Origin of the sequence: Clostridium sp. D46t1_190503_E9 (assembly GCF_015555225.1) — a bacterium.
GTDB lineage: Bacteria > Bacillota > Clostridia > Clostridiales > Clostridiaceae > Clostridium.
The window spans coordinates 97,401-111,466 of the sequence record NZ_JADNKB010000006.1 but is presented as its reverse complement, the minus strand read 5'-3'; the positions used below and the strand labels follow the sequence as shown (position 1 = coordinate 111,466).

General features: G+C 25.4%; 13 protein-coding genes, 1 tRNA gene and 1 other annotated feature (1 of these 15 only partly in view). Of the genes, 2 read left to right on the top strand and 12 right to left on the bottom strand.

The window, feature by feature from the left end; all coding sequences use genetic code 11:
- Positions 1 to 49, bottom strand: a binding site (T-box leader) (it extends 149 nt beyond the left edge of the window).
- Between the two features lie 73 nt (positions 50 to 122).
- The 6 genes from I2E83_RS08675 to I2E83_RS08650 form a co-directional block, all read right to left on the bottom strand.
- The gene (locus tag I2E83_RS08675) at positions 123 to 1,082 is read right to left on the bottom strand and encodes a D-2-hydroxyacid dehydrogenase (RefSeq protein ID WP_195429447.1); all 960 of its coding nucleotides are present in this window, start codon (positions 1,080 to 1,082) and stop codon (positions 123 to 125) included.
- 13 nt (positions 1,083 to 1,095) lie between these two features.
- Positions 1,096 to 1,728: a pyrophosphatase PpaX gene (gene ppaX / locus I2E83_RS08670; RefSeq protein WP_195263300.1), complete on the bottom strand. Its 633-nt coding sequence runs from the start codon at positions 1,726 to 1,728 to the stop codon at positions 1,096 to 1,098.
- Between the two features lie 237 nt (positions 1,729 to 1,965).
- A complete protein-coding gene (locus I2E83_RS08665) occupies positions 1,966 to 2,856 on the bottom strand; it encodes a radical SAM protein (RefSeq protein WP_195429445.1) in 891 nt (296 codons plus the stop codon).
- An 11-nt stretch (positions 2,857 to 2,867) separates the two neighbouring features.
- Positions 2,868 to 3,632, bottom strand: coding sequence for a GNAT family N-acetyltransferase (locus tag I2E83_RS08660; protein WP_195429443.1), 765 nt, complete (start codon positions 3,630 to 3,632; stop codon positions 2,868 to 2,870).
- Positions 3,632 to 4,285, bottom strand: a complete 654-nt coding sequence (locus tag I2E83_RS08655) for a GyrI-like domain-containing protein (protein WP_195263297.1) — start codon at positions 4,283 to 4,285, stop codon at positions 3,632 to 3,634. Before I2E83_RS08655 ends, I2E83_RS08660 begins: the two co-directional genes overlap by 1 nt.
- A 112-nt stretch (positions 4,286 to 4,397) precedes the next feature.
- Positions 4,398 to 5,294 (bottom strand): YafY family protein, encoded by an 897-nt coding sequence (locus tag I2E83_RS08650; protein WP_195429441.1) that lies wholly within the window; start codon positions 5,292 to 5,294, stop codon positions 4,398 to 4,400.
- A 430-nt stretch (positions 5,295 to 5,724) separates the two neighbouring features.
- Here I2E83_RS08650 and I2E83_RS08645 point away from each other — a divergent pair, with 430 nt between their 5' ends.
- A complete protein-coding gene (locus I2E83_RS08645; RefSeq protein ID WP_195429439.1) occupies positions 5,725 to 6,813 on the top strand; it encodes a serine hydrolase domain-containing protein in 1,089 nt (362 codons plus the stop codon).
- Between the two features lie 59 nt (positions 6,814 to 6,872).
- On the top strand, positions 6,873 to 7,397 hold the full coding sequence (locus I2E83_RS08640) for a DUF3592 domain-containing protein (RefSeq protein WP_347708058.1): 525 nt from the start codon (positions 6,873 to 6,875) through the stop codon (positions 7,395 to 7,397).
- An 84-nt stretch (positions 7,398 to 7,481) separates the two neighbouring features.
- Here the strand turns inward: I2E83_RS08640 and I2E83_RS08635 are convergent.
- The 6 genes from I2E83_RS08635 to I2E83_RS08610 all read right to left on the bottom strand — a co-directional run bounded on the left by I2E83_RS08635 (position 7,482) and on the right by I2E83_RS08610 (position 13,780).
- A tRNA-Leu gene (locus I2E83_RS08635) sits at positions 7,482 to 7,567 on the bottom strand.
- Positions 7,568 to 7,802: 235 nt separating this feature from the next.
- Entirely contained in the window at positions 7,803 to 7,994 is a 192-nt protein-coding gene (locus tag I2E83_RS08630) for an alpha-glucosidase C-terminal domain-containing protein (RefSeq protein WP_347707753.1), read from the bottom strand.
- A gap of 215 nt (positions 7,995 to 8,209) precedes the next feature.
- Entirely contained in the window at positions 8,210 to 10,363 is a 2,154-nt protein-coding gene (locus tag I2E83_RS08625; RefSeq protein WP_195429435.1) for a YhgE/Pip domain-containing protein, read from the bottom strand.
- Positions 10,364 to 10,582: 219 nt separating this feature from the next.
- Positions 10,583 to 11,722: a glycosyl hydrolase family 8 gene (locus I2E83_RS08620; RefSeq protein WP_195429433.1), complete on the bottom strand. Its 1,140-nt coding sequence runs from the start codon at positions 11,720 to 11,722 to the stop codon at positions 10,583 to 10,585.
- Positions 11,723 to 11,754: 32 nt separating this feature from the next.
- Positions 11,755 to 12,537, bottom strand: a complete 783-nt coding sequence (locus I2E83_RS08615) for a potassium channel family protein (protein WP_195429431.1) — start codon at positions 12,535 to 12,537, stop codon at positions 11,755 to 11,757.
- A gap of 199 nt (positions 12,538 to 12,736) precedes the next feature.
- Entirely contained in the window at positions 12,737 to 13,780 is a 1,044-nt protein-coding gene (locus tag I2E83_RS08610) for an aldose epimerase family protein (RefSeq protein WP_195263291.1), read from the bottom strand.
- Positions 13,781 to 14,066 lie beyond the last annotated feature (286 nt).

Genomic DNA, 14,066 nt, shown 5'->3' with positions numbered 1-14,066 from the left:
CTCTCTTTAACATCTCTTACTTTCTACTATTCTCATTCTAAGCCTTTCAATATTGAGTTAATTAGTAATATACTATAATTTTATTTTTTTGTCAAATATTTCTAACTATAATTCTATTATATTTATAGTTCTACTCTTCCTCTTATTTCATCATTATAGAAAGCTCTAATATTTTTAATCACTTCTTCAAACAATCTTTCTCTTGCTTCTACACTTGCCCAAGCAATATGTGGTGTTAAAACTAAATTTTCTTTATTTTTCATAGATATTAATGGATTATCTTCTTTAATAGGTTCTACTTCAAATACATCTAAAGCAGCACCAGCAATAAGCTCTTCATCCATTGCCTTTGCTAAATCTGCCTCAACCACTATTGGACCTCTCCCCATATTAACTAATATAGCTGAATTTTTCATCTTTTTAATAGCATCATAGTTAATTAAACCTTGAGTATCTTTATTTAGTGGCGCATGAACAGAAACTATATCAGACTTATCTAATAATTCATCAAAGCTTACTCTATTATACTCACTATTTGAATTTTTTCCTGAAGTAGAATAGTAAATTACATTAACTCCAAAAGCTTCTGCTATCTTTGCTACTCTTTTTCCTATTGCTCCAAAACCTATAATTCCCCATGTTTTACCTTCTAATTCATAAAATGGCTTACTAACATTAGTGAAAAGACCAGACTTTGCATAATCTCCGGATTTAACATAATTATCATAATAAGATAATTTATCATATAAAGATAAAACTGTTGCAAAAGTATGTTGAGCTACTGTATTTGTTGAATATCCTGCAACATTTGTAACTGCAATATCATTCTTCTTTGCATAAACTATATCAATATTATTAAAGCCTGTAGCAGTCTCACATATAAGTTCTAGGTTCTTAGCTTCTTTTAGATTATTTTCATTTAATACTACTTTATTAGTTAAAATTATATTAGCATCTTTTATTCTTTCTACTACCTCTTCTGATCTCGTAGTATCATAATAAGCTAATTCTCCAAATTCTCTTAATTTAGTAAAATCTAGTTCCCCTAAAGTTTTTCCATCTAAAATTACTATTTTTTTCATTTTATCCTCCTAATTATAATAAAGTTAAAATCTCCATTGGCTTATCTATAAAATAATCTGGCTCAGATTCTTCTAATTTATCTATTCCTATAAAAGTATAATTTACTGCACACGTCTTGCATCCTGCTGATTTTCCACAATATATATCATAATGACTATCTCCAACCATAATAGCTTCATTTGGTTCTATTCCTAATTCACTACATGCTTTAAGTGCTGGATCTGGATTTGGTTTGTGAAGCTCTGTTGATTCTGGAGTTATAATTATATCCATAAAATCATATATTCCTGCTATCTTCATTCCTCTTATAGCAAGCTCAGCTCTTTTTGATGTTACTATACCTATCTTAATTTTCTTTTCCTTAAGACTAGTTAAAAGTTCTTTAACTCCATCAAAAGCAAAACACATAGTATCATGTATTGCTTCATTATACTCTCTATAATAAGCTACTAAATCTGCAACATCTTCTTCTTTAGCATGCTTTTTAAATGGCTCTCCTAGAGGCCTTCCAAAAAAGTCTACTATTTCTTCTCTTTTTAATTCTATTCCTAATCTATCTTTAAAAGTTTTATCAAATGAATTATATATTAATTCGTTTGTATCTAATAATGTTCCATCTAAATCAAATAATACTGCTTTAATCATGTTTATCCTCCTAAATTTAACCTTTATCATATGCTAATAAACTTTATAATTATAATAACATATAAAAGATGCTTGTACAAAATTAACTATATTAATTGAAATAAAAAGATGGACATATGTAAATTGGCTTATTACCTAGTGACTTAAACTAAGTACAAATTTACATATATCCACCCAAATATGAAGTAATGAAATTATAAATAAGGAATACATAATTAAAATACTTAAACCTTATATTTAAATATTAAATAAGCTTAATTGCTCATTATTATATTCCCTTTTATAGACATAAATTATATCCTCCATATTATAAAGTAACCCCAATCTTCTACATTCATTTGTAAAAACTTTATATAAGTTTCTAGCATTAGGGCTACTACATCTATACTCATTCCCAAAATTTCTTATATATTTGTCTTTAACTCCTGGAAAAGATTTATCTATCATATCAAAAAAGTAGTTTCTTTGATTAGATCTTAAAGTTACACCAAATGCAGGATATATAAATTTAGCTCCGTTTTCTTTTGCTATCCTTACAATATTAATTATATTTTCTTCTGTATCATTAATAAATGGTAAAATTGGCATTAATAAAATTCCAGTATAAATGCCTTCTTGTGATAATTTTTTTATTGCCTCAAGCCTCTTAGATGTAGCTACTACGTTAGGTTCAATTTTTCTGCACAAGTCATCATCTGCTGTTGTAATTGTAATTTTACAAAGCACAGGTGAATGATTTTTAATTCTTTTTAAAACATCAATATCTCTTACAATCAAATCACTTTTTGTCGCAATTGCTATTCCAAATCCATTATTATCAATGCTTTCTAATGCACTGCGTGTTAAAGAAAGCTTCTTTTCAAAAGGATTGTAAGGATCACTCATAGCCCCTGTTCCAACAACTCCTTTTTTCCTTTTAGATTTTAATTCTCTTCTTATTATTTCTGAAGAATTTTCTTTAATTCTAACAATATCAAAATTTTCTATTCCATAGCACTCACTTCTACTATCACAGTATATACATCCATGACTGCATCCCTTGTATATATTCATGTTATAATTAATCCCAAACCAATTATTACTTTCCCTATATCCTGATATAATACTTTTTGAAGCTATATAATCCATATAAATCTCTCCTAAACAAGCCCTTTCTCTATAATAAATTTATTAAACTTGCTTTCTGATAATATTTCATTTGTTATAAATTCTCCATTATAAAATAAGCTATAAGTTGTAGATAGACATGGAGAATTTTGTGCCTGTTCTTTAGTTTCAAACTTAATTACCTTTATATCAATTCCATTTTCTCTTGAAATCTTCTTTATTAAATCAACATATTTGCTTGTATAAGGACATTGATCCGAATAATATACTATTAGTCCATTCTCATCACATATTCCATACTTTGCATAACTTTTAAATTTAGGTACATTATATTCATCTGAAAATGGTAAATATAATAACTCATAATAAGGATTAGCTATATCACATACTTTAAAACCTTTATACTTTAGGTATTCTGGATCTGATAAAAATGGCATTTTCTTTTTTGATGAAAGAGTTATAATACCATTCTTTCCTTTTCTTTTTGAATCGTCAATGCATTCATTTAATAATCTGTTAGCATACCCTTTGCCCTTAAATTTTCCAGATATCCAAAAACAATTTATATACATATAATTATCGCCTTCAATAGGTACCCATGCATTTTCTATTGTAATATATTCAATAAATGCTTTACCCCTCACATTTATTTTATTAAATATCAATCCATCATTAAATCTTTCTTTTAACCATTCCTTCTTTAAATATACTCCACATTCACCTTTTTTATCTGATAAAGAGCAGCAAATATGTTCACAATCAATATTGTTATAACTTACTGTTATAATTTCCTCCATTACTTCCTCCTAACAGGATGTCTTATAATAGTTTTCATCTTTTCTTTATTAACTTTTCTTGGATCTGATAAATAAATTTCGTGGTGTCTTCTAATTTTACCCTCTCCGTCAATTCCACAAATATCATTAATTAAGTTATTTTCTTCAATATATTTATCAATTTTTTCAGTAGTTATGTGCTCTTGGTCAAATGGTCCAATATGCATACATTGAACACATAATCCTTCATTAAATATTTCTAATCTAGCTTTCGATACATCAATATTAGACTTTTTCTTTTTAAGTTCTTCACAAGCAAGATTAAATATTTCCTTTGTTACAAAATCCGGTTGTCTTATCATAGAAGTCCAAATATATTTATCCTTTTTACTAAAATCCATATCATCATCTTTTAACCACCATAGTCCTTCAAGAGGTAGTACAACATAATCGAAATAGTTCTCTATTTTATTTCTTATGTCTTTATTCATCTTTATTGTATAAGACAAAGAATATAATAATTCAATGGCAGCTTGGTATTCTCCATCTTTATCATTCGGATTTCCCTTTCCATCTACTATTATAAATGTCATTGCAGGTACAGTTATTTCCATAGGTTGTGTTTTAGGTAAGTATAAATCCTTAAAAGCTTTTTTATAATCTAATTTTTCCATTTCTATTCCCCCTAGCTTATCTTTTATAATATATCTAAGTATCAATTGATAAAGTAATTTTAGTAACTATAGTTATATTATATAAGCTTTAATATGACACCATTCTGTCATATTAATATTTATTTAAAGCAGATATTAGCCTTTTTTTTATTTCTTCTCTTATATGTAAAGGCTCAAGAACTTCTATATTTTCTCCAAAAGACATTAGATATCCAAATAGCCAATCCCCTGATGGATAATCTAAATCAACTATAAAATCACCATTATCATCTAAAGAATGATTTTGAAATTCATCATATATCCTAAAGCCTAGCTTCTTATTTACTCTTAATTTAAGATGTATTAATTTATTAGAATATCCTATATCTTCTTCTGAAAATAATTTATTAGGAGCAGTTCTAGTAAACTTCTCTGAACTAATCTTTACATTATTCATTCTTGTAAGCTTAAAGAATCTATTATCTTTTCTTTGCTTACAATAAGCATATAAATACCATCCTTGGCCTTTAAAAACTAATTTCAAAGGTTCAACACTTCGTTCTAGTGATTCTCCCTTTGAATTAAAATACTCAAAGGATATTAATTTTTTATTTATTATAGAATTCTTTATAGATGTGAATTTATCTCCTAAATCATTATTTTTATCCCAATTTGAAAAATCAACTTCTATCCAATTTTCATTATTACAGCCTAAAAATGAACTTAATTTAGATAATGCTCCATTAAACTCATTTTGGTTAACAGCATTAAGACCTTGCATAGCTGCTAATATCTCTTTCTTTTCTTCATGTGATAAAACTGTTTTATTTAATATAAAGTCAGATAAAAGACTTATTCCTCCACCTTTACCTTTAGTCATATAAATAGGAACCCCAGCCTGAGATAAATCTTCTATATCTCTATAAATAGTTCTTTGTGATACTTCAAAATACTCTGCTAACTCTTTTGCCTTAACATTCTTCTTATCTAGTAAAATATATATTATTTCAAATAGCCTATTTCCCTTCATATTATCACCCAAACACAATTTATTAATAATATATAGGTTCTATCCTTTCCCATATATTAAAAAGACTACACTCTATAATTAATTATTAGAAATGTAGTCTATAAAATTCATTTTTTATTTTTTCCATATTAAATATTATATTATAAATATAGTAATGTTCATATTATAAACTCTTAATATTTATAATATTTTAAAAATTATTATTAGATTTTACTACTGGTATCCAAATTTCACTTTTAAAATCCTTCTTACTTGTGTCTGGACCTCGTTCCAAAGAATTTTAGGAGCGCCTGCTGATTCATAACCTTAAATATCAATCACTAAATAAATTATAGTATAAGTGATATAATTTGGAAATATATTTAAATTTAATAATATATTTATATTAATTACTAATTAAAAAATTAATTTAACGTGGAGTTGTATTTGAGTGAAAAGAAAGATTTTAAAAGTTATTTTAATATTATTAGGAATAGTTGTTTTAATCGGAATAATAATATTTATCAACAAAATGTATCAATTAAGTCGGCTAGAAAAAATGAGTTCGAAGGATATGATAAAATATGTAACTAAAGATGATGATAATAGTAAAATTTCTGTTGCTATAATAAAAGATGGAACAATAGATTATGAAATTTATAATAAAGATGGAAAACAAGAAAAATATACAAAATATGATTATGAAATTGGCTCAATTAGTAAAACTTTCGTATCTCTAATTCTTTCAAAGGCTATGAGTGAAAACAAAATAGACATTAACGATTCTATTAATGAATATTTAGAACTTGACAAAGATAAGTATTATCCTTCAATAGAAAGACTTATAACCCATACATCTGGCTATAAATCCTATTATTTTGATAAACAAATGATAAATAATCAGTTTAATGAAGATAACGACTTTTATGGTATTGGCAAAGAAAATATACTAAACAAAGTAAAAAATATTGATTTAGAGGATAAAGATTATAAATTTCAATATTCAAACTTTGGCATATCTGTTATAGGACTTGTTTTAGAAAAAGTCTATAACAAAGACTTTGTAACTCTAATGAATGAATTTATTACCAACGAATTAAATCTTGAAAATACAAAAGTTGCTACTTGTACTGGAAATTTAAAAGGTTATTGGAATTGGAAGCAAGATGATGGATATATTCCAGCTGGAGCGATTATATCTGATATAGAAGATATGGCAAAATACTTGGAATTATATATGAATTCTGATACAGATTATATAAATAATACTAGTAAAGAATTAAAAGAAATAAATGCTAATAATTTTATGTATGAAAAAATGAATATAAAAATGGATAAGATAGGAATGGCTTGGATTATTGACACAAAAAATGATATTATTTGGCATAATGGAGGAACGAGTAATTTTAATAGTTATATTGCATTTAATAAAGAAAAAAATACTGGAGTAGTTATTTTATCTAATACGTCTCCAATGAAAAAAATACCTATGACTGCTATAGGTGCAAAAATAATGAACGAACTAAATTGCATTTACTAATTTAGGATAAAATTTTATGATTATCTGTTAAATTTATTATAGAAAGGTAGGGAGAATTTATAAAAATAAACATTTTATTTTTTATAATGTTTTTTATTGATGGGTTAGTTTTTTTATTGTTAGCACTAATTTTTAAGAATAGAGATACAAATATTCTTAAAAGATGTACTCAAGTTGCGAAAGGAAAAGTTGTTAAATATACATTATGGAGTAATAATGGAGTATATTTTCCTATTGTTGAATACATTGTAAATAATATAACCTATAATCAACGTTTAAGATATAGCTTCGTTATTAGCAAATCATCATCTTTTAAAAATGTGAATTCAGAGGTTGAAAATAACATTTCAGATACTAATTTAGTTATTAGTAAAAATATTCATACTTCTACAAATGTATTAAAAGATAAATTTCCAATAGGAACTGAATTAGATGTTTACTATAATCCAAGCAATCCAAAAGAAAGTTATGTATTAAGATTTCTAAAAAGTCCTTGTATAAAAATATTTTTAATAGTAAGTATATTATTTATTGTCTTGTCATTTATTGGTTTAGTGTTTTTACCAACTGCTTTAATAAAGTAATACTAGTACAGAAAATAAAAAACTAGACGATAACGTCTAGTTTTTTATTAATCTCGAATAGAAAGTTCGAGCTTCCTATAAATCTGGTGCAGATGGCGGGACTTGAACCCGCACGAGGAATTCCCCGTCACCCCCTCAAGATGATGCGTCTGCCATTCCGCCACATCTGCATAATAATTACTTTACTTAAATACTATCAATTATAAATATAGTAAAGATAAATGTAGAATATTTACTACAACTTATATAGTCTATTTTAATTTATCTAATACTACTTTTCAATCATTTATTAAATTATTTAACTTATAAAATCCTTATATAAAAAATATAACAACCATGTATAAGAAAGATTAATATACTTTTTCATACATGGTTGTTCATTTATAAATATGTTTAAAACAACACTTATTTATTTAAAGAAACCACTATGCATCCATAAGGTGCTAAGAATATCTTATCTTCAACAATTTTATTCTCGTCTGAATTATTTAACATTACAGTAGTTTTTATATTTTCTATCTCCTTTAAAGATGCCATAGTCTTTTCTCCATAAAAATTACATGCAACTAAGATTTTCTCACCTTCATACTCTCTAATATAAGCCAGTATCTTTGAATGGTCCTCTAATACAGGGAGAAAACTTCCTTCAGATATTATTTCATTATTCTTTCTTAAATCTATTAAAGATTTATAATAATTTTATATCAAATCACTTCTAAAATTATTAATTGATATGTTCTACTAAACTCTAATAGAAATATAAGGAATTCAGATATTCTGAATTCCTTATATTTCTTTATTATTACTAATTATTAATGACCTACTAATCCACTTTCATTTAATTTTTCAATAAACTTTTTACTTATCTTATTTATAGGTCCCTTTAGGAATAATCCTATTATTACAGATATTACTCCATAAATAACTATCATAGTTATATCTCTAGTTAAATTTGACCTTACAATTCCTGCTACAGACTCCCTCATAGCTGAAATTGAATATGTAAATGGTAAAAATGGATTTACCTTTTTGAAAAAGCTAGGCATAACTTCAACTGGGAAAGTTCCTCCTGCTCCAGCAACTTGAATAACTAATAGTATAACTGCTATTGCCTTACCTACATTTCCAAATATAGAAACTAGAGTATAAACTATTAATATAAATACTACGCTACTTAAAATACTTATTCCTATAAATAACCACTTATTTAACACATAACATTTTAACAAATATATATCTCCTAAGCTTAATATTAAAGATTGGCATATTCCTATAAATGCAAAAGTTAAAAACTTTCCAAAATATTTTTCGTAAGGTTTAAAATTTATTTCTTCATTAAATCCATGCGGATTTGTTGTTAATAAAGAAACTAAAATTAAGGCCCCCACCCATAAAGCAAGTGTTGAGTAAAACGGAGACATTGCAGAACCATAATTAGGAATAGAAAATAATATTTCTTCTTTTATTTCTACTGGACTACCTAAAAAATCACTTATCGCTTGCCAATCATTCTTCATTAAACTTAATATTTTATTTATTTCTTCTTCATTATTTATAGAAGACAATTTTGAAGATATATTAGCTAAACTTGATTTTATAGTTGGCATTTCTTCTTTTAGCTTTCCTATATCTTCTCTTCCTACTTTAAGTCCTTTATCTAACTTTTCTAATAAACTTGCTATATCAGGAATAGAAGTAGTAGCTTCTCCAACTAGTTTAATACTGTTATCAGCAATTGTATTCATTTGATCAATTGCTTTATTAATAGCAGGAATATATTGTGAATCATAATTATTTAAAATATTAGAAATTATATTTTTATTGCTTGTCACTAAATCCTTAATTTGCTGAAGTTTATTTTTATCAATCGGGTTATTGTCACCTACTGAGTTTTGAATTTCACCTATAATACTATTAATTGATTGCAATTTTGAGCTTGCTAAATTTAAATCATTTATCACAGCTTTTAAGTTATCATTAAATTTTGATAACGGCTCTAAAACCTTTATTATATTACTAATCTTATCGCTAACCTCTGTAATATGTAGACTCACATTATCAAGTCTCCTTATTATAGCATCCTTATCAATATTAATATTCATAAGACCATCAATACCAGCTTCTATTCCACTTAACGCATTATTTATAAATTCCAAATCTTCTTTTATTACTGGTGCAACTTCTTTTAAACCTTCTTTAGACTTTTCTAATGCATTTTTAGTGTCAGCTAATAAATCATTACTAGTCTTTAATGTATCTTGTAGCAAAGGCAAAGTATCCTTTACTTTGTTAACTAAATCATCAGCTTTAGCACTGCCATCATAAGCTTGATTTATTATATTTTCTATTTCTGGCATTCTGCTATTAATATTTATTACACCATTTATTAGCTTTAATATTTTATCTCTTGATCCTTCAAGACTAACCCCAGCTTCATTTAATATTTTAAAGATAGTTCCATCTACAGTTTCAATTATATTACTATCAACTTGAGATTTAATTGTAGTTATACCTTTATCAGTTATCTTAGGTGCGATAGCATTACTTTTTTGATTTACCTTATATATTAAAGTAGGCCTTTTAATCTCTTTACTAATTATAGATAATGTTTCTTCTGTAAAGTTTTCAGGTATTATTATCGTTGCATAATACTTTCCTTTTTCTACGCCTTGATTTCCCTCTTCTTCGCTAACAAAATTCCATCCAAGACTACCATTTTCTTTAAGTTTATTTACTAATTCATCTCCTACATTTAAATTTTTTCCCTGAAGACTACCACCTTTATCTTTATTTACTATAGCTACTTTTATTCCTCCTGTATTTCCATAAGGATCCCAACTAGCTCTAATATTAAACCATGCATATAAAGATGGTAATATCATAAGTCCAACAATAATTATTAATGCAACCCAATTAGTTGCTATGCTTTTTATATCTCTTGAAAATATTCTAAATATGTTCTTCATTTGTAATCCTCCAATAATGTTATCTGCAACCAGTACTATTTTTCTCATTTTGCATTTAAATTATTATATAAGTACAAATAAAGATTTTTTACTTTGCTAAAATTTCTTTAGACAATAAAAATTTCTCTAGACAATAATATATTAATAAAGTTATCTTCTTAATAAATAATATGAAAATTAAATAATATTATGGACTTATAATTAAATTTTTTTCACTTTTTATTTATTAAATTTTCTTCTAAATGCTAATAAAGCATTTAAATTATCATAAGAATAAACATCTTCTGTTTGTTCATTACCAAATGCTCCATATATATTACTTTTTTCATTTATTACTTGAAAATTTTTCATTTTGTTAATTGCCATATCATAAAGTTCTTCATCATTTATAACTTTTGCTATTTGCGCTATATTTGCATAAATTGATGTAGATTCTATTCTGCTTTCATCCATAGTATTTACATTATAAGATGTTGATATATAACCAATATACTTCAATCTTTCTTTAATCCAAGCAACACTTTTACTTATATCTTCATTAGCCTCAGCCTTATTAAGAATAACTAAAATTGATAGTAAAGTATCGATATTTTCTTCATTATCAAAACTTTCTACATTACCATCATAGTACTTTCTATATAAAGGCAATTCATCGCTTATATATCCCTCATTTATAATCTCAATTGATTTATTGTACACATCATTCCATTTATCATCAAATAAAGAAAACAACTTTAATGCATATAAATCTAAATAGCATAGTGTAGTTACATTACTTTTCCCATATCCATCATGAAAATCTATTAATCTATTTTCTTGAATTAAATTTTTATAAATTCCATTTGATATTTTTATTCCATAATATCTATATTTTAAATTATCAAACTCCTCTGCTCCAATTATTAATGCTCTTGCTATTCTTAAATCATCTATAGTTGCAGATACTTCTGAACTTTTATTATTTTCTATTCTCCAACTAATAAGTCCATTTTTTAAAAACATATTTTCCTTTATGTATTTAAATGAATCATAAAACTCATCTTTATTATTTTTATATAAATAATAATTTAATATAAGTCCTTGAGATTCAGATAAAATATCATGGCCTTTAGTTAAATCTCCTTCTGTAGAAATATTATTATAATTAGTGTATATACCACCTAATTCACTCATTAACTTTTTGCTTATAAACTCATTTAATATATTTTCTTCTTTACTTACTTCTTCTCTTGATATAACTGAGTTTATTTCAATATTTTTTATATATTTAAATAAATATATATAACTTAAATAGATGCAGATTGTTACAAATAGTAATATTACTGCTACTATACTAATTAATTTGTTAGTTTTTTTCATATATCTTTTTCTCCTTATAAATGTTATTCTAATTAGTTCTTTTTATCTGATTTTAAAGTCTTTAATGTTTTATATATATTATCAAGTTCAGAGTCAGATAAAGAATCTAGGTTATCTATTTTGTATTTAATAAAATCTATAGTTTCAGTCTTAAAATCTTTTTTTCTCTTCTTTTTTCCATCATTATTTATTATATAGGCAGCTATGGTACTTGTCGTTACCCCTATAAACCCAATTCCAAAAACCATTAAAAAAATTGCAACTACTCTACCTAAATTGGTTGTAAGCAAAACATCCCCATATCCAACAGTTGTAAATGTAACAAAGCTCCACCAAATAGCATCAGCAAAACTCATATTTTCTAATAAGGAAATAATTACAGCTGCCAGTACTATTATAATAGTTGTTAGAATTAACATATGATTAAACTTATTTAATCTTATAGATTCCCTTATTTTATTTTTAAACTTAATTATTAGAATTATCAACATTATAACTTTTAATAACTTTAATAATAATTTTAAGTCTATGGCTCCTCCTATATTTAAAGCATAAATAAATTTACCTACTCCAATAATAGGTATTATAGAAATTAAATCTATGAAATTATTAACTATAAACTTAGTCTTATTCATAGATAAAACTAATCTTAATAAATAATCTATAAAAAATATACAGCAAATTATTAAATTTATATAATAAAAGGTTTCTATTACACTAATTGGAAGCTTATACATAAGATCTAATATTATCATTATTGCACTCATTAGCGATAGTAAACCAATAAATATATCATAAGCTAATCTCTTTTGCATATAAATACCTCTCCCACAGTTATATACTTATATTTTATATAGTAACTTTAGAAAAAATGATATTTAACAAAAATATAACTAAAAAAATTAAGTAAACCACTATAGATTAAATTATTTTTTCTTAATACCAAATATTTCTCTTTATAAAAAAAGACAATACTTTAATAGTACTGCCTTTTATCTTATTATATATTACAGTTTATATAATAGAGAATTTATATATTGTTTCTTTATTATATTCTTCACCTTTTCTTAAAATAGAGTATTTAGCAAAAGTATTATCTTCTCCTATAGGTGGACATTGAGTTTCTATAGCCAATGCACCTCTTCTTCCTGGCTTTTTCCCACAATCTAAAAGCTCATTGTCAGGGAAGTTAAGTGAATATAGCACTACACTATTTTGATTTGTATAAACGTCCATTTGTCTACCAGATGCTTTATGATATAATCTAAGCTTTATATCATCTCCTCCATTTAAAACCCATGGATGATCGTATCCTTGTCCAATTTCAAGTTGATAATCATCATCTTCTATATCTCTTCCTATTGTCTTAGGGTTTGTAAAGTCAAATGGAGTTCCTTCAATATTTATAATTTCTCCAGTTGGAACTGAATTTTTATTAAGCTCAATTAAGAAATCACTATCTATATATAAATAATGACTTAGTATATCTTCCTTGCAATTTCCACTTAAATTAAAATAGCTGTGATTTGTTAAATTAACTAGCGTATCTGCATCACTTTTTGCTTTATATGATATTTTAAATTCATTATTTTCTGTAATAGTATATCTTACAGTTAAATTTAAATTTCCTGGATACCCTTCTTCACCAGATGGACTTAAGTAATAAAGTTCAACATATGCTTCATTTTCATTTGCATATGTTTCAATTTCAAAAAACTTCTTACTAAATCCTATATTTCCTCCATGCCCTTGATTTACTCCATAATTTTTATTAAAGTATAAAACGTTGTCATTTAGATGAACTTTTCCATTTGCTATTCTTCCAGCAGTCCTACCTATTAAAGCTCCATAATATGAAGGATTTTCCTCATACTTATTTAAATCTTGATATTTTAAAACTACATTTTCTATTACTCCATTTTTATCTGGCACCAATAAATCAGTTAATATCGCTCCATAATTCAATACATTTATGCCAAATCCTTTTGAGTTCCTTAGATTATAGCTTTCAACAGCTCTTCCATTAAATTCTCCAATTGATACCTTTAAAATTTCCATAGTTTCACTCCTAAAACTTAAACTTTTTAAATATTTTATTAAACTATATTCGATTTCTTACTCTTCATCTTTAATACTAAATTTGAAGGATTTATAATTTATTTCTATACCTAATTTTATTACCATATCCATAATATATACCCATAAAATAGAAGAGTCAATTAGTTAATTAATTTTTCAGTAAAGTTACTATATTCTCTTATTACTTTTTACTTCTTTCATAATAATTTAATTATCTACTATAGATATATTTTCTATATAGTAAATTATTACTATATTTTATATT